Genomic DNA, 20,927 nt, shown 5'->3' with positions numbered 1-20,927 from the left:
TAAACATGAAACAAAAAATCGCGATTTTATTTCTATTCTCTTCTGTATCAATGCTTTGGGCCCAAAGAAACACCATAGAATGGGATGGTTCAAAAATCCAGGACTTTGGCGACACAAAATTAAATCTTCCCAATTTTAAAAATGAAGGTTTTTCATATAGCCAAAATAACGTTTTTATAGTAACTAAACAAAAAATAGGAGAAAAGCAGTTAAAAGTTTCTGACCTTACGTGGGAAAATGTTTCCAACAAAGATTTATATGAATTGGATAAGGGCAGTCTTCCTAATTATGAAGTTGCAGATGTTTCATATTATACATTAGAAGGGGAAAGCTATGCGAGCATTAGTGTGTCATTATTCAGAAATGTAAAAGGGCGCGTTCAAAGATTATCTTCCTATACTATTTCTGAAGCTGCATCATTAAATACGACCGCCGGTACAGGTACAGGCAGATTGGGAACTACAAATAATCCCCTGTCAAGCGGTAGCTTCTATAAAATAAAAGTAGACAAATCCGGTATATTTAAAATTACAGCCCAGTTTTTAAGAGATAACGGGATCAATCCTTCTTCTGTAAATCCTAAGAATTTCAGAATATACGGAAACGGAGGTCTTATGCTTCCTGAATTTAATCAGGACCCGAGATTTAATACCTTGCAGGAAAATGCAATCCAGGTAGTGGGTGAAGACGATGGTACATGGAATGACAATGACTATGCTCTTTTCTATGCCCAGGGTCCGAACGGATATAATCTTTATAATAAAGATAACGGTAACGGTATTAAAAGAACCGACACCCGCTATGACAGAAGTAATAATGTCAAAAATATATATGAAGACTTTTCCTATTATTATATTAATTTTGATAAAGGACCTGGAAAAAGGGTTCAAACGATAGACGGAAATTTACCTCCTCAGCTGATCACAAGATATGATGAATACCAGGTCATCAATAATGATCAGAAAAACCTGATGAAAGTAGGAAGAGTATGGGTGGAAGACACTCCTTTCACTACAGAAAAAAGCATCACGTTTACGACTAAGTCTGCCATACAGCCTGCGGATGTCATCCGGTTCGGAACGAGAGCTGCAGGATACAGGGCACAGAAAAATACATTGGAATTCAAAATTAATGACCAGAATCCAATGCCGACAACAGTTCCTACGGATACCTCGACCTACCAATACAATTATTATTTCCTGCCAACCTATTCAGGAACTATAAGTAATCTGAGCGGAACTCAAATTACGTTCAAATACAATCCGGATATTTCTTTAAATCCTAACGGGACCTTCTATATAGATTATGCTGAAGTACAATATAAAGAAAATCTGGCGTTCAATGGTTCACAAATGAATTTCAGGGATTTTTCCCTGGTAAGCGGAAGCAATACCAATTACGGCTTCAGTATTTCCAATGCAGGGAATATAGAACAGGTATGGGACGTTACCGATATTACAAATGCCAACCGAAAAGTAAATAAGGCCGGCGCCGGCAGCTTCAATTTTGCCTATACTGCTGCCGATCAGAACTTCAACAATGAATTTGTAGCTTTCAGGGCTGATGCCGCCTATTCACCACAGTTTGTAGAAAGGATAGGAAATCAGAATCTTTCGGCTATACAAAACGCCGATTATCTGATCATTACCGTCCCTGAAATGATGGGACAGGCTCAGAGAATTGCAAGCTATCATCAGACAAAGAACAATTATAAGGTAGAGGTTGTAGATGTGAATAAGATCTACCAGGAATTTGGAAGCGGAAGCAAAGATCTTACTGCCATCAGAGATTTTGTTACCAAGCTGAATACGCCACAGGGAAGACTTAAGTATGTATTCATCCTTGGTGATGCTTCATACGATTTTAAAAATAAGGTTTCAAACAATTCAAATATTATTTCGGGGTACCAAAGTGAGCAGTCTTCAGATTTTGTAAGCTCATTTATTACGGATGATTATATCGTAATGACTTCCCCGCAAACCGCAACCTATATCGAAAATAATCTGCCGGACCTGCCTGTTGGAAGAATTCCAGCTGCCAATGCTTCCGAAGCTGGAGACATGATTAACAAAACACTGGCATATTACAATTCTCTCCCGGGACAATCCAGCCCCTTTGGAGAATGGCGTATGAGGCTTGACTTTGTCGTAGATGATGATTCTGATGACGGGCCTCCTTTCCATAATGTGATGAACAATACCCTGGTGAATGTTTTTGAACAGCCGGCGCAACAGGAACTGAAAGAATATAATGTAAAAAAATTGTATTTGGATTCTTTCCCTGCTCAAAGTACTGCAGCGGGACAAAGATATCCACAGGTCAATCAGGCCATTTCCAATGCGATCGGAAACAGTATGTATCTGTTCTACTTTGGGCATGGAGGAATCAACGGCTGGGCACAGGAACGTGTTTTGACCAGTACCGAGATTCAAAACTCCAACAATTTTTCCAATGTATACAGCAGATTTCCATTTGTATCTACCATAACATGTGAATTTACCTTATGGGATGAACCGTCCACGAATTCTGCCGGTGAACAGTTCATTAAGCTAAAGCAAGGAGGTGCCGCTGCAATGATTACTTCCAGCCGTGCGATCGGGGTGATCTATGGCCGCCAGTTTACAGATCTTTATACCAAAAATATCTTTAAACTGACCAATGATGATTTTGAAACGTTAGGGAATGCTCATCTCACCGCAAAAAAACAAAGAGGTGCAGATCTTAACCATCTAAAGGTAAACCTGCTGGGAGATCCTGCCATGAAGCTCAGCAGACCCCAAAGACTTTTAACAATTGACAATATTGAAACTCCTGTTCCTGGTTTAATCAGAGGACTGGATTTTGTTAAGATCAAAGGTCATATCAACAACCCTAACGGAACACTAAACAATACATTCAACGGAAGGGTTTCCATCAATATTTTTGATAAGAGAATCAATAAGAAAACGTTAAATAATGACGGACACCTCAGCCCTGTTTTAGAATATACCGAGGAAGGAAGTCCTATTGTAAAAGCATCCGGGACAGCCGTAAATGGCGTCTTTACTGCTGAATTCTATGTCCCTAAAGATATTAACTATACCGTAGGACAGGGAAGAATCCTGGGCTATGCGGATAATAAAATAATGGACGTGTTCAATAACCAGGCCGTACAGGTAGGAGATATCAATCCTAACGGGATCAATGATAACCAGCCGCCGAAAGTAAAACTGTATATGAACAACACCAACTTTGCGGATGGCGGGATTACGAATCAAAACCCTACCCTTCTGGCTTGTCTTACGGATGACACCGGAATCAATTCTACGGGTTCAGGAGTAGGCCATGATATTACTGTATACCTGGACGGACAAATTATTAACACGGTCATCTTAAATGATTTCTACGCTGCAGGAGAAGGAAACGGATGTCTAAGTCCAAGTCTTGCCGAATATCAGAAAGGAAATGTAACCTATCCTTTCAGAAATTTGGCCATCGGACAGCATCAATTGACATTTAAAGTTTGGGATATAAACAATAATTCGACTACTGCAACGTTAAATTTTGAGGTTAAGGATGAATCTGACCAGCATTTAGTGATCAACCGCCCGTTGAACTGGCCTAATCCATTCACCAATAAGACCTATGTACAGTTTGAGCATAACTGTGACGATATCCTTGATGTGAATGTTCAGATTTACACAATCACCGGAAGATTGGTAAGAACTTTATCCCAGGCAGTAGTTGCAGAACCGTTCCTACAGGGCTTTAGAACCCCTCGCCAGGCTATAGAATGGGACGGAAGAGATGATTTTGGGGCTACAGTTGCAAAAGGTACGTATATTTTTAAGATATTTGCAAAAAGTCAAAATCAGGAAAAATGCAAAGGAAGTGCTACAGCTGTAGAAAAAATGGTACTTTTGAAATAATTAAATAATACATAGACAATAATATTAATAAAAAACTGATAATATATAAAAGACAACATATGAATTTAACTACTAAACTGCTTGTAGGATTTGGGTTAAGTGCTGGTTTTCTAGGCTATTCGCAAGATTTAAGTAAAATCAACCCTGTACTGACCGGAGCTCCTTTCCTAAGAATTGCGCCAGATGCAAGATCAGGAGGTATGGGAGACCAAGGGGTAGTAACCTCTCCGGATGCATTTTCACAATTCTGGAATGCGGCAAAATATCCTTTTAGCAGCACAAGTTCTTCCATAGGTCTCAACTACACGCCTTATATGGGAAAACTTACCAACGATGTATTTCTACTCTATGGAGCATTCCATAAGTTTTTGGGGCAGGATGAAAGATCTACTATTTCCGCAAGTATCTATTATTTCAATATGGGGCAGGTAGACCTGACTCAATTGGTAGGTACGGAAATTGCTTCAATGGGTACATCAAAACCTAATGAATTCTCTATTGACGTTGCTTATGCTTTGAAATTATCTGATTCTTACTCAATGGCTGTAACAGGTAGATTTATCCGTTCAGACTTAGCCGGTGGATTCAACACAGATACAACCCTTAAGGCAGCTAACTCTTTTGCTGTAGATGTTTCAGGATACTACAGCTCCCCAAGATTTACTGGCCTGGGAGGAAATGACGGTAAAGTAAATGCTGGTTTTGCCATCCAAAATCTGGGGCCGAAACTGGATTATACAGGAAACGAAGAATCAAGATCTTATCTTCCTACGATGGCAAGATTAGGGGTGGGCTATGATATGTACCTGGATGATATGAACAGAATCGGAATCAGTGTAGAAGGTTCAAAACTGTTGGTTCCCGGTTCTGAATATGCAGGGATCAATCCGAATACAAGAGAGCCCATATATGAAGTTCCCAATGTAGGGGTAATGGCAGGTATCGGAAAGTCATTCAAAAACAAAAACAGTATCATGTACAGCGGTGCGTTGGAATATTCCTATGACAATGCATTTTCAGTAAGAGGAGGTTACTTCCATGAAAGTGAAGAGCAGGGAGCAAGACAGTTTGCGACAGCAGGTATCGGTTTAAAATACCGTTCTTTCGGGCTGGATCTTTCTTATCTGATCAACATGTCTAAAATTAACAGTGCTTTGGATAACACCCTGCGTTTCGGTCTTACCTGGAACATCGGTGATGAAACATCGAATAACGAACGTTAATCAGCAACATCTAGTATACAAAAGCCTCATCAGGATGTATGGGGCTTTTTTATTGGAATACCCCGCCAGTGAATTGTGAATTGTCATTCATGAATCGTCAATCCTCTCCAATCGCCAATTTTCTATTAAAAAAATATAATATTTAAGTTGATAAAAGTCTCTTATTTATGGCTATTTTTTTAATTCCAATACCTATTTTTGTAGTATGAACTATTCGGCGGAACTCAAAAAATTTGTAACCAGTCAATATGTATATTCTGCAATCAGGATTACATTAGCTACTGTTCTGCCTTGTTTGGTCCTTGCCCACTTTGGAATTTTAAAAGAATACTTCCTCTTTCCTTTAGGGACCAGCTTTGTGGCCCTTACCGATCAGCCGGGCCCTTTTATCCGGAGAAGAAATGCCCTTGCTTTTGCGATCTGCTGTTTTGTTTTCGTAGCACTTATTGCAAGTATGGTCATGAATTTCAGAATACTGGTCCTCTCAGAAATCATCCTGTTTGGGATGTTCTTTTCCCTTATTGGAGTATACGGGCAAAGGCTGGCCGCTGTAGGCTCACTTTCCCTGGTGGTTCTTGCCATCTTTATCGACGGGCACCTTACAGGAAGTAATATTCTAAAAAGCCTGCTGATCTTTGCCAGTGGCTGTATCTGGTTTTTGCTGATCTTCCTTGTTGTAACCACCATCCGCCCTTATAAGCTGGCAGGTCAGATGATCGGAGAAAATTATCTCCAGCTGGCAGAGTTTTTAAAGATCAAGGCTAATTATTATCAGAAGAATCCGGACTTTGACAAACTTACCACACAGGTTATTGCCAAACAGATTGAAATAAAAAACCTTCAGGAAGATACCCGGGAAACGGTTTTTAAAACAAGAACCATCGTCAATGAATCTACCACTACCAGCCGTTTATTGATGCTGATGTTTTTGAATTCTATGGACCTTCATGAGAAACTGATGACCTCTGAAAGCGATTATCAAAAATTGCAGCAGAGTTTTGAAGACAGCATGATCCTGGTCAATATTCATGATTATCTTAACCTTTTGGCTGAAGAAATCACCAATATCGGGATTGCCCTTCAAAGCGGAACAAGAGCAAGGCCGATGTCTAATCTTGAACTTGAATTAAAAAATCTTAATTATAATTATTTCGAACTCAGAAATAAGCAGCTCTCTCCGGACAACCTGGAAAATTTCATGATCCTGCGCCAGATCCTGATGCGTATTAATGAGATTACCAAAGAAATCAATGAGATTTATAAAGTCTTTTCCCAAAACGTAAAACTGGCAAAGAGTTTATCCACCGGATTAGACCTGAAAAAATTTATGCCGAATGAGCCTAAACTTAATGCCAAGGTTCTCAGGAATAATATTTCATTATCATCCTCCCATTTCCGCCATGCCATAAGAATTACCACAGCCTTGCTGGTAGGATATATTTTCTCCATGTTTGATTTTCTGGGGCTGGGACACACCTACTGGATATTAATTACCATTACGGCAATCTTAAAGCCGGCCTACTCCATTACCAAACAACGGAACCTTCTTCGTCTCTACGGAACAGTCACCGGAGCAACTATCGCTTATATTATTTTACATTTTGTGCATATCAACGGAGTCTTATTTGCGATACTGCTCATCAGTATGATCATGTGCTTCAGCTTTTTGAAAGGAAGGTATTTTTGGGCCGTTTTATTTATGACCATCTATGTTTTCCTCAGCTTTAATTTCCTGAACCCGGGAAAGGTAGATATTATATTTAAAGACAGGGTTGTGGATACTGCTATTGCAGGGATCATAGCTTTTGCGGTCTCTTATATCGTACTGCCCGTTTGGGAACATACCCAGAATCTGGACCTGATGAAGAAATCTGCTGCCGATAACCTCATCTACTTCCAGAGTGTGATCTCCAAATTCCTGCAGGGAGATTTTGATCTTGAAGATTATAAAGTAAAGCGGAAAAATGCCATTATTTCTCTGGCCAACCTATCCGACAATTTCCAGAGAATGATCTCTGACCCTAAAAACCAGCAGAAAAAACTGGAGGTGGTTCATCAGTTTGTAGCAACATCGCATCTTATCACAGCCTATACCGCTTCCCTTTCTCAATATTCCAAAAGCAATGAACAGTATCCCGAAATAGATGCTGAAAGCTGGAGCAGAAAAATCGAAGCCGAAATGCAGCAAACCTCAACATTGTTAAACGGAGAAGATATCAATGAAACGCTTAAAATGGAAAGCCGCCTGGAACCGGAAGACTCATCCATTGAAGATATGCTTCTGAAAAGAAAAACCGAGATTGAGGAAAATGAAATTGTCGACCGGAGAGATCCTGATAAGATTTCACATTTAACGGAGCTCAAGAATATCCATGACATCCTGGAACTGATCTATGATGTTGCCAAAGAACAGAGAAAGGTCATCGAAAAATACAGAAGTGAAAAACATGCTACTCCTCCACAATCGTAAAACAGTAGTCATCAAAGAACTCTACTCTGGCTTTAAACTCATCTGAAAACCGGTCGTCATATACCCGGCAGCTTATTTTATGAAGATGCTTCAGCTCAAAAGGCTTCACTTCATAGTTTTTCTTTAAAGACCAGTACTTTGAATGATGGATCTTGTACATACTTTCTTTTACACTCCAGATGATCGTATAAAAAGTATCCGCTTTATCCTCCGGAATAAAGCCCCGCTCATGCTCATACGTGAATTTATCAATCACCCTTAAGATCTTAGGATTGAATTTTTCAACATCAATCCCTATTTTATTTTTAGAAATGGCAATCGCTGCAAAAGGAAAGGAATGCGTGATCGAAATTTCAGCATCCTTAGGAGAAAGAAAAGGTTCTCTCTCATTGTATAATATTTTGGAATTGGGTTTTAATCCTTTCAACAGTTTACGGACCATCAGTACCTCCAGCAGTTTTTTAGGATGATAATCTTTTACTTTCTCGGCATTTTCCGGCTCCAGAAGCTCGTTGATCTCAAGTTCTTCGCTCTCGTCATACTTCCAGACCAGGATGGTGGCATTGTCATCTGAAAAATCTCGGTAAAGGGGCATTATCTTTTTATTGGATAAAAGTAGTAAAAAGATGTGGAAGTTGAAAGAGGACGGATGGCGGGAGCTGAAGATAGTGGTTACCAAAAGTCCCGGTAAATATGGAAATAAAGGAAAGAATGGAGAGAGAAGACGGAAGTTACCGTTCGTTTATACAATGCCTTTTAAAAGGTTTGTTTGAAAGAATCTTTAAAAAATAATTTCTTCTTTGCTTAACCTTTATCAGCTTCCATCTTCACGCTCCCAGCTTCCTTTCTTATTGAGATTGATGATTCACATCATTTCTGTGTTCAATAACCTCTAAATTCTCATTTACAAAATAAGCGCTTCCAAATCCGTTTACATAAGACCCTTTTACCGGCTGGAGAGCAATTAAAATAAAATCTCCCATTTCAGAAATGACATCCACTACTTTTCCATGGTTTTCTTTAAGCTTTGCCACCACAGCATTCCATTTCTCCGAATCTCTCTCTACCCGGGAAGCAGAAGCTTCGATTGTTAAACGTTCACGGGCATAGATCTGTTTGGCAGCAGATTCATCTTCTATAAACATCACGGATGCCTTTCTTCCTTCTGCAAGATTCTTGGTATGTCTGGCCATAAAAGAAACCAGGATATAAAAAGCCTGATCTACCTGTACAAAAGGAGCATAGCTGGAATTGGGATTTCCTTCTGCATCAGCAGTAGCTAAAATGACGCTTTTGGTACGGTCAATCAGTTCTTTCACCTTTGGAGCAACAGGTTTTGCTTTTCTCTCTGTATTGGTATGATTCATAAAGTATTATTATCAGATAAAAATAGTTATTTTTATTAAGACTAAATAATCTGACTTCCTGTTTAATCTCATGAAACAGATCCTGATCTGTTGTTTTTTTATCTTAATTATTAATTGTAATTTTGCATTTCGTTATCAATTGAATTTAAAAAACTATTCATTCATATGAGTACTACAACACAATACATTCCTTATAAAGTAAAGGATATCTCCCTAGCAGAATGGGGAAGAAAAGAAATTACTCTTGCAGAAGCAGAAATGCCAGGTTTGATGGCTATCCGTGAAGAATACGGACCTTCTCAGCCGCTTAAAGGAGCAAGAATCGCAGGATGTCTTCACATGACGATCCAGACGGCCGTGCTTATCGAGACATTGGTAGCTTTAGGAGCTGAAGTTACCTGGTCATCTTGTAATATTTTCTCTACTCAGGATCACGCTGCGGCGGCTATCGCTGCTGCCGGAATTCCGGTATATGCTTGGAAAGGTTTAAATGAAGAGGAATTTGACTGGTGTATTGAGCAGACTCTGTTCTTTGGTGAAGACAGAAAGCCATTAAACATGATCTTGGATGATGGTGGAGATTTAACCAATATGGTTTTTGACAAATATCCTGAATTCACAAAAGATATCAAAGGGCTTTCTGAAGAAACCACTACAGGAGTACACAGACTGTACGAGAGAATGAAAAACGGAACATTAGTAATGCCTGCTATCAACGTAAACGATTCAGTAACTAAATCTAAATTCGACAACAAATACGGATGTAAGGAATCTGCAGTAGATGCAGTAAGAAGAGCTACTGACGTAATGCTGGCCGGGAAAAGAGTGGTCGTTTGCGGATATGGAGACGTAGGTAAAGGGACTGCTGCATCATTCAGAGGAGCTGGTTCTATCGTGACCGTTACAGAAATTGACCCTATCTGTGCACTTCAGGCTGCCATGGACGGTTATGAAGTAAAAAGACTGGATACTGTAGTAGATAACGCAGATATCATCATTACGACAACGGGTAACTTTAACATTGTAAGAGGAGAACACTTCCTTAAAATGAAAGACAAGGCGATCGTTTGTAACATCGGCCACTTCGATAACGAAATCGATATGGCGTGGTTAAACAAAAACTATGGTGAGACTAAATCTGAAGTGAAACCTCAGGTTGATATCTACACAATCGAAGGGAAAGAAGTGATCATCCTTGCAGAAGGAAGATTGGTAAACTTAGGATGTGCAACAGGACACCCTAGTTTCGTAATGTCCAACTCTTTCTCTAACCAGACATTGGCTCAGATCGAATTATGGAATAACTCTGCAGCTTACAAAAACGAAGTATACATGCTTCCTAAGCACTTGGATGAAAAAGTAGCGGCTTTACACCTTAAGAAATTAAGCGTAGAACTGGAAACTCTTTCTCCTGAGCAGGCTGAGTATATCGGTGTAGACGTAAAAGGACCATTCAAGCCTGAGTACTACAGATACTAAGACTTAAAAATCTATGATATTATCCCACTATTTGGAAATAGTGGGATTTTTTTATTTAAAACTGCTCTGCCATTCCCTATTTTTGCAAAAAAATAACATGAAAAACTACTTATTTCTGGGATTAATGGGCTCTGCTGTATTCTTTAACAGCTGCAGCAGCAGTAATGATGATACGGTAAATGAACCTACAGAGAAAAAATTATTATTGAGCAAAATCACAACAGTTTACTACGACAATCCGTCCCAGCCTCAAACCAGCATAGAAAACCTTGAATACAATAGTCAGGGAGAACTTATCAAAACCCTTTCCGCATCAGGAACCTCCACATTGGAATACAGTAACGGAAAACCTGTCAAGATAAAGTATTACAATAACAATCAGACGCTGGAATATTATTCAGTTTTTAATTATAATGGGGATCAGCTGGTAAATGTTAAAGCAATTTATCCAAACCCCGATTACAACAGAACCGTTACCTACAACTATAATTCTAATGGACAGGTTATTTCTTCCACGCTTTGTCAATCTGCAGACTGCTCCCATCCGGGAATCGATACGTTTGTTTATAATGGAAACAATATTTCTTCAGAAACTTCAGAAACCGGAGGATCCAGCTTTGGTACTAAAATTGTTTTCTCTTATGATGATAAACTGAACCCATACACGAACATCAACAAATATCTTAGAATTGCGATGGGCAGAGCTCATGTTGTAAGCAAAAATAATTATCTGACAGAAAAGATAAGTTACAAAAGTAACGGTGCCTGGGTACAAAATCAAACCAGAACTTCCACCATACAATACAACAGCTCCGGTTTACCGGTTCAGGTTATCTCAAAAGAAGCCAACGGAAACCTTGCTGCTCAGTATAATTACGAATATAGTACTCAATAACAGTAGACTCTCCAATTCCGGGGAGTTTTTTTATGAGCTGATCCCGCTATCCGCTTCTACTCCTCGCCCCAAAGCCAGAACCGCTGCCTGCTGCGGGGTAACCGCTCCTATCGGGGCTAAGGAGTTTTACATTTTTATTACTCCGTATTTTGCCCATATTTTTTTGTTATTCCCGCTGAGTTTATAAAAAATGAATATATTTAGCCTCTTAAACAAAACATTTAATTCATGAAGAAACAAAGAGTCTCGAATGCATTCATCGCAGCGTCCTGGGTAGCATTGGGAGCAGGAATGATTGGCTATATGGTAGGGCTTGCAAGAGCCGAAATGCAGCTGAATGAGAAAGGCTATTATTTTACCATCCTGCTGTATGGTTTATTTGCTGTGGTATCACTGCAGAAGGCAGTCCGTGACAAATTAGAAAATATTCAGGTGACAGATATTTATTATGGCATCTGCTGGTTTGCCACATTGTCATCTATTGTATTACTGGCAGTCGGACTCTGGAATGCAACCCTACTTCCGAGCGAAAAAGGATTTTATGCTTTTGCATTTCTGCTGGCTCTCTTTGGAGCCATTTCCGTCCAGAAAAACACAAGGGACAATATGGTTCAGGAATAATATAAAAACTCTCCAAACTTGGAGAGTTTTTTAGGTATAAAATTCTATATCTGACACTATTTAACTACTGATCAAAATGGTTCGGATGTTGAGCTTTAATATCATCAACGGTTCCCAGGACTTTATCTTTTAAAGAATCCTGATATTTTTGAAGATTTTCAGCCACTTTTTCGTCAGCACTTCCTATAATTTTCGCAGCTAAAATACCGGCATTCAAAGCGCCGTTCAATGCTACCGTTGCGACAGGAATTCCGCCCGGCATTTGAAGGATAGACAATACAGAATCCCATCCGTCAATAGAATTGCTGGATAAGATCGGAACCCCGATCACCGGAAGTGTAGTACAGCTCGCTACCATTCCCGGAAGATGGGCTGCTCCTCCTGCTCCTGCAATGATCACTTTAAGGCCTCTTTCCTTTGCTGTTTTAGCGTAATCGAACATTCTTTCCGGTGTTCTGTGTGCAGAAACCACGGTCAATTCGTATGGAATATCAAGACTTTTCAAAAAACTTGCAGCCTGTTCCATGATCGGTAGATCGCTCTGACTGCCCATAATAATTCCTATCATCTTCAATTTTTATTAGATCATCAAAGATAAAAAAATATAACCTTTTTTAATCATCAATTCTTAGCAACATTTTATAGAACAGAATCAGATAAAGAAGTTAAACTCTGTTAATTTTAATCCGTAATTATCATTTTTTTACAATATTTGTTTCACCAACAACATAAAAATTTAAAGAAATGAAAAATTTAAAGAAATTAAAAAAAGAAGAACTAAAAAAAGTTTTAGGAGGTATCGACGCCTGCTCATTCCAGCTTTGCTATAGAAACGGCAAATGGATATGTGTCCCCTTTGACACCTGCGGAGGATTCCAACCTTAAAAATTAAAGGAGTACATTAAAAATTGTACTCTTTTTTATTATTATACTTATGCAGTTCTTCTGTATCTTTAAAAATTACAACAACTGTACCCATCCGTTTTATTCCATAATAGATACATTTGTCTGGTATACCTGATTCACATTGAAAGACTATAAACTTTTTTTTGCCGTTCTTACCGTTGCTGTTGTCTGGGGAACTACATTTTTATCGATCCGTATTGCAGTGGAAACTATTCCCGCATGGTTTGTGGCAGGAATCCGTCAATTTCTGGCTTCTGTTATTATGTTTTCTATTCTTATGTACAGGAAAGAATTTAAATGGATTGGCTGGAAAAATCTCAGGTATCAAATCATTTTCTCTTTACTAATGCTGGTTATAGCTAATGGCATGACAACAGTAGCGGAAGAAGAAGTGACCAGCAGCCTCACCTCACTGATCAGTGCCTGCTCTCCCATTCTTGTATTTTTCGGAAGTCTGGCATTAGGGCTTCAAAAATTCAGCTGGCGGGCATTTGCAGGAGTATTGTTATGTTTCAGTGGAATTATTTTCATATTCTGGGATGGGATCAACGATCTTAAAAACCCGGACTATGCTTTGGGAATTCTCTTTTTATTTATTGCTATCGCAGGCTGGGCTTCAGGAACAATTTTTACAAAAAAACTAAACCTGCACAGCGGAAATATTTCTCTGAATCTATTTTATCAGTTTGCATTTGCAGGGATTGTTCAGATTATATTTGCTTTTTTATTCTCTGAAAATTATAATTTTGGTAACTGGACGCTACGCAGCATTTCTGCTATGCTTTATTTATCTGTTTTTGGTTCTGTAGCAGCTTTCTTTGCATTTCATTATGCACTCACCAAAGTCTCCCCAGTCCAGGTATCCATATTAGCTTACATCAATACTGTAATATCCATATTTTTAAGCTGGCTGATCCTCGGTGAGCAAATTAGTGTTAAATTTATCATTGCCGCCGTCCTTATCATCTGCGGAGTCTTTATTATTAATTACAACCCGGAAATGTTTAAAAAACAGCGGATTGAGCCTTAAATATCATTTGCGGATCAGCGGATCACTAATACCGTAAGCCTTTTCCACCATTTGTGATGTTTCCATTTTTTCCTTATATTGTATACTCAACCTACACAATATGTTAAAAAATACATTTTTTATCCTGCTGGCGGTTTCTTTTTTTCTGGTAAGCTGTGATTATAAAGAAAAGGAAAAGAACCTCACGGACAGAGAAAAACTATTACTGGAAAAAGAAAAACTATTTGCAACGAAAGAATCCGAATATCAGTCTCTCTTGAAAATGAGGGACAGTATTTTTGCGAAAAAAGATTCAGGGACGATAGTCGCAGTCTGGCCGGCAGAAATCTCAGGAGCGTGGAATGGTAAGGTGATCTGTACAGAATCCAGCTGCAGTGATTATGCTGTCGGCGACCAGCGTACAGATATCTGGGAATTTGATAATGACTCTACCCAGCCGATCACTAAAATCATCAATAACAACAACCTGGTAAGGCTGTATTCCGGCAAATTCGAAAATAATGAAATCAAACTCACATTCAAAACAGATTCTACATCGAAAAAAAATGTAGAGATGAATGTCCTTCTTAATGATATTTCCGATAACAAAATCAAGGGAACCAGAACCATTACTTCTGATGGCTGTACAGCCAAGTTCTCCGTTGAATTAGTACGTTCCACCAAATAAACACCTATGATCTTACTGAGTATACACAATCTGAGTCTTCCCATAGAAGATCCGGTACTGAAATTCCTATTGGTACTGGTCATTATTCTTGCGGCTCCGCTACTGCTGAATAAAATTAAGGTTCCCCATTTGCTGGGGCTTATCATTGCAGGGGCCATCATAGGACCTAACGGCTTCAATGTATTGTCCAGAGACAGCAGCATTGTGGTGACCGGGACCACCGGTCTTCTCTATATTATGTTTCTGGCAGGACTGGAAATCGATATGGGTGATTTTAAAAAAAATAAGTGGAAAAGTCTCACCTTTGGTATCTATACCTTTACCGTTCCTTTTGTTTTGGGATACCTCGGAGGGTATTATATTTTGCATTTTTCCATGCTTACTTCCATACTCTTTGCCAGTCTTTTCTCTTCTCATACGCTTATCGCTTATCCGCTGGTCAGCAAATTGGGAATTGCCAAAAATAAAGCAGTCAATATTACCGTGGGCGGTACCATGATCACCGATATTCTGGCTTTATTGGTCCTTGCTGTGATTGTGGGAATGTCCCAGGGAGATGTAGGAACAGAATTTTGGGTTACATTATCCGTTTCTTTCGTTCTTTTTGCACTGATTGTTTTAATTGTGTTCCCTATGATAGGACGCTGGTTTTTCAAAAAGGTAGATGATAAAATCTCCCAATATATTTTTGTATTGGTAATGATTTACCTTGCAGCCATGCTTGCTGAGCTTGCCGGTGTAGAAGCCATTATCGGGGCATTCTTTGCAGGATTGGCTTTAAACAGGCTGATCCCGCATACTTCTTCTCTGATGAACAGGGTAGAATTTGTAGGAAACGCTATTTTTATTCCTTTTTTCCTGATCAGTGTAGGAATGCTGATCGACTTTAAAGTTTTCTTTAAAAGCTGGGAAACACTTGAAGTAGCCGGAATTATGCTTGTTGCATCCATCGGAGGAAAATATCTTTCTGCCGTGGCAACACAAAAGACCTTCAGGCTCACAAAAGAAGAAGGAAAACTGATTTTCGGATTAAGTTCCGCTTCCGCAGCGGCAACGCTGGCTTCTGTCATGGTAGGATATAACATTATCCTTTCCGAAACCGAAACCGGAGAACCCGTAAGGCTGTTGAATGAACATGTACTGAACGGCAGTATTTTACTGATCCTGATCTCATGTACCATTTCATCCTTCATTTCCATGGCCAGTGCCCAGAAAATTGCAGAAAGTGATAATGAAGATACGGTTTCCGGAAACAGTCATGAGGAAGAAAGTATCCTATTAGCCATTAACCATGAAGAAACCGTCGAAAGAATGGTTAATCTTGGTATCCTGATCAAAGCTCATTCCAATACGGAAGACCTGTTTGCCCTGAATGTTATCAATGAAGACAAGAATGAATCCTCTGTAAAAAATGCAGAGAAACTTCTTCACCAGGCTGCAGATACCGCTGCGGCCGCCGATGTCCAATTACAAGCCCTTAAAAGGTATGATAATGATGTCATCAATGGCGTGAACAATGTCATTAAAGAGCAGAAAATTACGGATCTTATCATCGGACTGGAAGATGAGAAAGGCTTTTCTCCGTCTTTTGTCTATAACCTTTACAATGGGTATCTGCAGAATGATGATGTGAATGTATTGGTATACCATGCCGCCCAACCCCTTTCCACCATCAAAAGATACGCGGTGATGGTTCCCGAAAATGCCCATAAAGAGGCCGGGTTCTTCCATGCCCTTTTAAGAGTATGGAATATCGCCAGAAATTCCGGGGCCACCATGGTTTTTTATGCTCCTGAAAATATTCTGGACATCCTTCAGAAGATCATCAAAAAAGCCAATATTGAAGCGGAATTCATCATTATGAATACCTGGCAGGACGGTGAAAAAACAGCTGCCCAGCTGAAAGAAGATGAAGCATTGATCATATTGATGGCAAAACGCGGAATGCAGTCCTATATTCCCCGAATGAGGCTTATTCCTGAAATGCTGAACAGATATCTGAATGATAACAATTACCTTCTGATCTTCCCTTTCTCTGAATATGATAAAAACAGTCCGGAAATCCGTTCCGTAGGAAATCATGGTGATTTTATGGAAATCGGGAATGTGATTCAGAATATCTTTAAATAATACGGTTATTTTTGCAACGGTTTAAAATGATAATGATCGCATTGACAACAAAGAAAATATTCCTTTTCACAGCAGTTTTAAGTATCCAGTTATCTTTCGCACAGTTTGCTAAAGTGGCAGATCCGGACGGTGATGTGAATGTGAGGGAAAGTGCGGATGCCAACAGTACAATTGCCGGAAAAATCAATTCCGGGGAGATCGTCTATACATTTCCTGACGAAAGGAACAAAACCTGGCTGAATGTTGATTACAATAATAAAAAAGGGGAAAATACTGCCGGGTATATCCACCGTTCCAGGCTGAAACTTATTGAGTCTTATGAAGCGGTCCCTTCCGTAAGTAAGGATAAAAATAAAGCGATTTTCCAATCCGGACCTATCCAAGTGGAGATCACTGCCGGAAAGTTCAATTATAAAGAGAATAAAAAGTTCTTTTCCTCATCCGATTACAGTGGACAAAAAATTGAGGATCAATATAAAGGTCAACAGGTCTGGGGCACGGATGGTACCATCCCCGAAACCCATTACAAATCGATAACGGTACACATTGGACATAGAATCATTCAGGTGCCCCGGAAAGAGATTGAAAGTCTGTTCAATATCAATAATGAATCTGCACAATGTTATTATGACCTCAACAACGACATTCTATATATTACTATGACCAACTCCGACGGGGCCGGCAGCTATGTTGTATTATTTGAAATTGAGAAAGGAGGATACAAAGGCAGAAAGGTCATGATCCCTTTTTAAATTTCAAGGTAAAGAATTTGTTCTTTTTACTTTCAAGCAGATAAAAAATAAAGAGCCGTAGAAAACTACAGCTCTTTTGTATTTTTAAAAATAAAATTATTCAGAAATTACTCTCACCATTCCCTTCACCATCACAAGCCTTTCCATAAGCTCTTCTCTGGAATCTGCCAGCACATTGATGTGCCCCATTTTTCTTCCCGGCTTGGTTTCCGTTTTTCCGTACAGGTGGATGTATGTTTCAGGGAGTTTAAGAACCTCTTCCATCCCTTCATACATTACTTTTCCCGAGTATCCTTCTGCTCCTACCAAATTCAGCATGCCACTGTAGGTAATGGCATCGGTATCTGCCAAAGGTAAATTTTTCACCACACGATACATTTGTTCAAACTGTGAGTTGGTATTTCCTTCCTGGCTCTGATGCCCTGAATTGTGCAGTCTCGGAGCTGTTTCATTCACCCATACTTTTCCTTCCTTGTCAAGGAATAGCTCAATGGCAAAAAGCCCCGGAGAATTGACAGCATTTAAAAATTTCCCGGTAATAACATCGATCTGCTGCTGAACATCTTCAGTCAGAAGAACCGGGCACACATTGAAGTCCAATAGGTTCAGCTTCGGATCTGCCACCATTTCCGTAACAGGGAAAGTATTGGTTTCTCCCTTTTCATTTCTGGCAACAATAACAGAAAGTTCTTTATCAATGTCTACCAGGCTTTCTATTACGGAAGCTTCAGTCCAAAGATGTTGATAATCCTCTTCATTTTTAATCACCTGCACTCCTTTTCCGTCATATCCGCCTGTATTCATTTTCTGAACAAACGGAAGCGGCATCATGATTTTCTCATCATTGTTCCAGACTACCTGAAACTCCGGGCTTGGAATATCATGAGCCTTATAAAACTCTTTCTGAAGGATTTTCTGCTGAATGGTTTTGATAATAGCAGCATTGGGAACCACTCGTATTCCCTGCTTTTCAAGTTCAGCCAGTGCATCAGCATTTACATGTTCTATTTCTATCGTGACAACGTCCTTATCCTTCCCGAAGTTCAGAACGGTTTCATAATCATTGAAATTTCCCTGTGTAAAATACGAGATATTGTGACATGGTGCATCAGAAGCCGGATCCAGTGTATAAAACTCATCATCATATTTCAGTGCACTTTGTATCAGCATTCTCCCAAGCTGTCCGCCTCCCAGAATTCCTATTTTCATTTTTATTGTATTAGATTTATTTCTTATTGAACTTTATCAATTTTCAAATATCCAAGTCCCATTGTATTTTCCTGATTTTCCGCATCAGACTTTACGAGAACAATGGAATACTTTTCTTTCATTTTTTCAGGAAGAATATCACTTACATTGAAGATGTCATCGATATCTACTCCATGTTTATCATCAATATGGCTTACAGCGCCTTCAAATCCCATTGTATGATAGAATTCCGTAGCTTTTGCTCTCTTCACGATCTCTCCCATAGACTGTCCCACCATTAAATGCTGCTCATGAAACTCTTCAAAAAAGCCTCTCTTATATCCTCCCAGATTAAGGAAGTAAAGCTGCTCTTCCGTTGTTTTTTCCCCTTTGTCTACAATCTTCAGTTCATATCCGTCTGCAAATTTCACCTCCTGATAGCAGTCGATATGGATCTTACCCTCAGCTTCCTTCCAGAAGTCTTTCATATCCGGAACAAGATCTTTAAGATTTTCAGCAATTCCAAAGAATACGTCATGCTGCTCAATGTTTCTCCCTTTAGGGGTAGCACCAAGAATCACATAAAATAATTTCATTTCATTTTTCATGCATACAAAAATACGTTAAATTTATCTTTTTCAAATGTTTGGCAGACTACTACAATAATTTTATATTTGTAGCATTAATTGTAGTATGTCAGAAATCATCATACTCTTCCTTGGCGCAATTTCCGCTGGTCTTTTAGGTTCACTTACGGGTTTAGGAGGAGGAGTTATCATCATTCCTTTATTAACGCTGGGTTTCGGCGTTCCAATGCATTATGCCATCGGGGCTTCACTCATCTCTGTCATCGGGACTTCTTCCGGGGCAGCGGTAGCTTTTGTCAAAGAAGGCTTTACGAATATGAGGATCGGGATGTTTCTCGAAATTGCCACCACAGCCGGAGCTATTATGGGAGCTTTGGTTTCGGGAATGCTTAATCCCAATACAATCGGAATTATTTTCGCGAGTATCCTTCTTCTGACTGTTATTTTAAATCTTAAAGGAAAACCTGATCATCAGGAACCGTTGATAAAAGGAAGTCTTGAGGATAAGCTGAAACTTCACGGAACTTTTCCTGATAAGGGAGTTTTAAAAGGCTACTCTGCAAGAAATACTGTTCCGGGATTTATGATGATGATGTTTGCCGGTGCCATGTCCGGACTTTTAGGAATAGGTTCCGGAGCATTAAAGGTATTGGCAATGGACAATATGATGAAACTGCCTTTTAAAGTTTCTACCACGACCAGTAACTTTATGATCGGGGTGACGGCAGTAGCGAGTGCACTGATCTATTTTCAGAGAGGGGAAATTATTCCTGTTATCGTAGCACCTGTATTAATCGGGGTGGTAGTGGGAAGCTTCATTGGTTCGAAAACGCTGATGGTATCAAAAACAAAGAAATTAAAAGTATTTTTTGCTATTGTTATCACGATCCTTTCCATTTATATGATGTATAACGGTATCACAAAAAGCTTCAGATAATGAAAAAGAATTTTACAGATGTAGATCTGAACCGCTCCGTAGGAAACCTCCTCAGATTAGGTGTTATTTTATCTGTCGCAACTTCACTGATCGGATTTATCAAGTTGTTCACGGAAGGTTTTGAGATGCCCAAAAAATATACTTCCCTGGATATCGGCAATTCTTCAGAAAAGGTATGGTCACACTTCTGGAACTCTCTATGCAAAGGAGAAGGGATGGCAATTATCCAACTGGGAATACTTTTACTGATCTTCACTCCGCTGATGAGGATTGTCTTCGCTTTAATAGGCTACTTAAAAGAAAAAGACTACGTGTATGTAGTCATTTCTTCTATCGTTTTAACCATTATGGCGGTAAGCTTTTTTGCGGGTTACGCTCACTAATCCTTACATTTCATAGAACTCCAGTGGCAGCTGGTCCGGATCCTGGGTAAAGAAAAATTCTTTCCCTGTAAATTCGTCTATCCGGATTTCTTCACAGCTTAGCCCTTTTCCGATCAGCTCTGCACGTTGGTCAGCTACATTCTCTACTGAAAAAGCAAGATGTCTTAATCCACATGCTTCCGGACGGGAAGGTCTGTCGGGAGGATCCGGAAATGAAAATAATTCAATCACATAATGGTCTCCAATGGCCAGATCCAGTTTGTAAGACTGCCGCTCTTCACGGTAGACTTCGCGGATAATATGTAAGTTTAAAACCTCTGTATAAAACTTCTTTGAAACAGCATAATCTGAACAGATAATGGCAATATGGTGAATCTTCATTTT

The 20,927-nt window shown here is 39.4% G+C and carries 20 protein-coding genes; 14 read left to right on the top strand and 6 right to left on the bottom strand.

Features of this window, described 5'->3' with window-relative positions:
- Positions 1–5: 5 nt before the first annotated feature.
- The 3 genes from porU (at position 6) to MUW56_RS16280 (ending at position 7,601) form a co-directional block, all read left to right on the top strand.
- Positions 6–3,908, top strand: a complete 3,903-nt coding sequence (gene porU, locus MUW56_RS16290) for a type IX secretion system sortase PorU (protein ID WP_292014171.1) — start codon at positions 6–8, stop codon at positions 3,906–3,908.
- Positions 3,909–3,967: 59 nt separating this feature from the next.
- Positions 3,968–5,131 carry a type IX secretion system outer membrane channel protein PorV gene (gene porV, locus MUW56_RS16285; RefSeq protein ID WP_292014170.1) on the top strand — a complete coding sequence of 388 codons (1,164 nt, stop codon included), beginning with the start codon at positions 3,968–3,970 and terminating at the stop codon, positions 5,129–5,131.
- A gap of 205 nt (positions 5,132–5,336) precedes the next feature.
- The gene (locus tag MUW56_RS16280; RefSeq protein WP_292014169.1) at positions 5,337–7,601 is read left to right on the top strand and encodes an FUSC family membrane protein; all 2,265 of its coding nucleotides are present in this window, start codon (positions 5,337–5,339) and stop codon (positions 7,599–7,601) included.
- Here the strand turns inward: MUW56_RS16280 and MUW56_RS16275 are convergent.
- Positions 7,582–8,196 carry a 4'-phosphopantetheinyl transferase family protein gene (locus tag MUW56_RS16275; RefSeq protein ID WP_292014168.1) on the bottom strand — a complete coding sequence of 205 codons (615 nt, stop codon included), beginning with the start codon at positions 8,194–8,196 and terminating at the stop codon, positions 7,582–7,584. The two genes, MUW56_RS16280 and MUW56_RS16275, sit on opposite strands and share 20 nt — an antisense overlap.
- 31 nt (positions 8,197–8,227) lie before the next feature.
- Between MUW56_RS16275 and MUW56_RS16270 the strand changes: the two genes are divergently transcribed.
- Positions 8,228–8,374 (top strand): hypothetical protein, encoded by a 147-nt coding sequence (locus MUW56_RS16270; protein ID WP_292014167.1) that lies wholly within the window; start codon positions 8,228–8,230, stop codon positions 8,372–8,374.
- A gap of 75 nt (positions 8,375–8,449) precedes the next feature.
- Here MUW56_RS16270 and MUW56_RS16265 read toward each other — a convergent pair whose 3' ends face one another.
- Entirely contained in the window at positions 8,450–8,968 is a 519-nt protein-coding gene (locus tag MUW56_RS16265; RefSeq protein ID WP_292014166.1) for a pyridoxamine 5'-phosphate oxidase family protein, read from the bottom strand.
- 165 nt (positions 8,969–9,133) lie between these two features.
- On the opposite strand from MUW56_RS16265, the gene ahcY reads away from it, so the two are divergent.
- The 3 genes from ahcY (at position 9,134) to yiaA (ending at position 11,963) form a co-directional block, all read left to right on the top strand.
- Positions 9,134–10,447 (top strand): adenosylhomocysteinase, encoded by a 1,314-nt coding sequence (gene ahcY, locus MUW56_RS16260; RefSeq protein ID WP_292014165.1) that lies wholly within the window; start codon positions 9,134–9,136, stop codon positions 10,445–10,447.
- A 97-nt stretch (positions 10,448–10,544) separates the two neighbouring features.
- A complete protein-coding gene (locus MUW56_RS16255) occupies positions 10,545–11,342 on the top strand; it encodes a hypothetical protein (protein WP_292014164.1) in 798 nt (265 codons plus the stop codon).
- Positions 11,343–11,570: 228 nt separating this feature from the next.
- Positions 11,571–11,963 (top strand): inner membrane protein YiaA, encoded by a 393-nt coding sequence (yiaA, locus tag MUW56_RS16250; RefSeq protein ID WP_292014163.1) that lies wholly within the window; start codon positions 11,571–11,573, stop codon positions 11,961–11,963.
- A gap of 64 nt (positions 11,964–12,027) precedes the next feature.
- Here yiaA and purE read toward each other — a convergent pair whose 3' ends face one another.
- Positions 12,028–12,531: a 5-(carboxyamino)imidazole ribonucleotide mutase gene (gene purE, locus MUW56_RS16245; protein ID WP_292014162.1), complete on the bottom strand. Its 504-nt coding sequence runs from the start codon at positions 12,529–12,531 to the stop codon at positions 12,028–12,030.
- Positions 12,532–12,707: 176 nt separating this feature from the next.
- Here purE and MUW56_RS16240 point away from each other — a divergent pair, with 176 nt between their 5' ends.
- The 5 genes from MUW56_RS16240 to MUW56_RS16220 all read left to right on the top strand — a co-directional run bounded on the left by MUW56_RS16240 (position 12,708) and on the right by MUW56_RS16220 (position 17,448).
- Complete coding sequence (locus tag MUW56_RS16240; protein ID WP_292014161.1) at positions 12,708–12,848, top strand: hypothetical protein; 141 nt, start codon at positions 12,708–12,710, stop codon at positions 12,846–12,848.
- A 142-nt stretch (positions 12,849–12,990) separates the two neighbouring features.
- Positions 12,991–13,899: an EamA family transporter gene (locus tag MUW56_RS16235; RefSeq protein WP_292014160.1), complete on the top strand. Its 909-nt coding sequence runs from the start codon at positions 12,991–12,993 to the stop codon at positions 13,897–13,899.
- Between the two features lie 100 nt (positions 13,900–13,999).
- Complete coding sequence (locus MUW56_RS16230; RefSeq protein ID WP_292014159.1) at positions 14,000–14,566, top strand: hypothetical protein; 567 nt, start codon at positions 14,000–14,002, stop codon at positions 14,564–14,566.
- A 6-nt stretch (positions 14,567–14,572) separates the two neighbouring features.
- Positions 14,573–16,696 carry a cation:proton antiporter gene (locus MUW56_RS16225; RefSeq protein WP_292014158.1) on the top strand — a complete coding sequence of 708 codons (2,124 nt, stop codon included), beginning with the start codon at positions 14,573–14,575 and terminating at the stop codon, positions 16,694–16,696.
- A 32-nt stretch (positions 16,697–16,728) separates the two neighbouring features.
- Positions 16,729–17,448, top strand: a complete 720-nt coding sequence (locus MUW56_RS16220) for an SH3 domain-containing protein (RefSeq protein WP_292014157.1) — start codon at positions 16,729–16,731, stop codon at positions 17,446–17,448.
- A 96-nt stretch (positions 17,449–17,544) separates the two neighbouring features.
- On the opposite strand, the gene MUW56_RS16215 is transcribed toward MUW56_RS16220, so the two are convergent.
- Together MUW56_RS16215 and MUW56_RS16210 are read right to left on the bottom strand one after the other, a co-directional pair.
- The gene (locus MUW56_RS16215) at positions 17,545–18,657 is read right to left on the bottom strand and encodes a 5-(carboxyamino)imidazole ribonucleotide synthase (RefSeq protein WP_292014156.1); all 1,113 of its coding nucleotides are present in this window, start codon (positions 18,655–18,657) and stop codon (positions 17,545–17,547) included.
- 23 nt (positions 18,658–18,680) lie between these two features.
- The gene (locus MUW56_RS16210) at positions 18,681–19,232 is read right to left on the bottom strand and encodes a DUF1543 domain-containing protein (protein ID WP_292014155.1); all 552 of its coding nucleotides are present in this window, start codon (positions 19,230–19,232) and stop codon (positions 18,681–18,683) included.
- Between the two features lie 97 nt (positions 19,233–19,329).
- Here MUW56_RS16210 and MUW56_RS16205 point away from each other — a divergent pair, with 97 nt between their 5' ends.
- Both MUW56_RS16205 and MUW56_RS16200 read left to right on the top strand, forming a co-directional pair.
- On the top strand, positions 19,330–20,160 hold the full coding sequence (locus MUW56_RS16205; RefSeq protein WP_292014154.1) for a sulfite exporter TauE/SafE family protein: 831 nt from the start codon (positions 19,330–19,332) through the stop codon (positions 20,158–20,160).
- Positions 20,160–20,543 (top strand): DUF1634 domain-containing protein, encoded by a 384-nt coding sequence (locus MUW56_RS16200; protein ID WP_292014153.1) that lies wholly within the window; start codon positions 20,160–20,162, stop codon positions 20,541–20,543. The genes MUW56_RS16205 and MUW56_RS16200 overlap by 1 nt, the downstream gene beginning before the upstream one ends.
- Before the next feature lie 3 nt (positions 20,544–20,546).
- Here MUW56_RS16200 and MUW56_RS16195 read toward each other — a convergent pair whose 3' ends face one another.
- Positions 20,547–20,924 (bottom strand): VOC family protein, encoded by a 378-nt coding sequence (locus tag MUW56_RS16195; RefSeq protein ID WP_292015425.1) that lies wholly within the window; start codon positions 20,922–20,924, stop codon positions 20,547–20,549.
- Positions 20,925–20,927 lie beyond the last annotated feature (3 nt).

The sequence above is a fragment of the Chryseobacterium sp. genome (assembly GCF_022869225.1).
GTDB lineage: Bacteria > Bacteroidota > Bacteroidia > Flavobacteriales > Weeksellaceae > Chryseobacterium.
The sequence above is the reverse complement of the archived record's forward strand: the minus strand, read 5'-3'. Positions and strand labels throughout refer to the sequence as shown.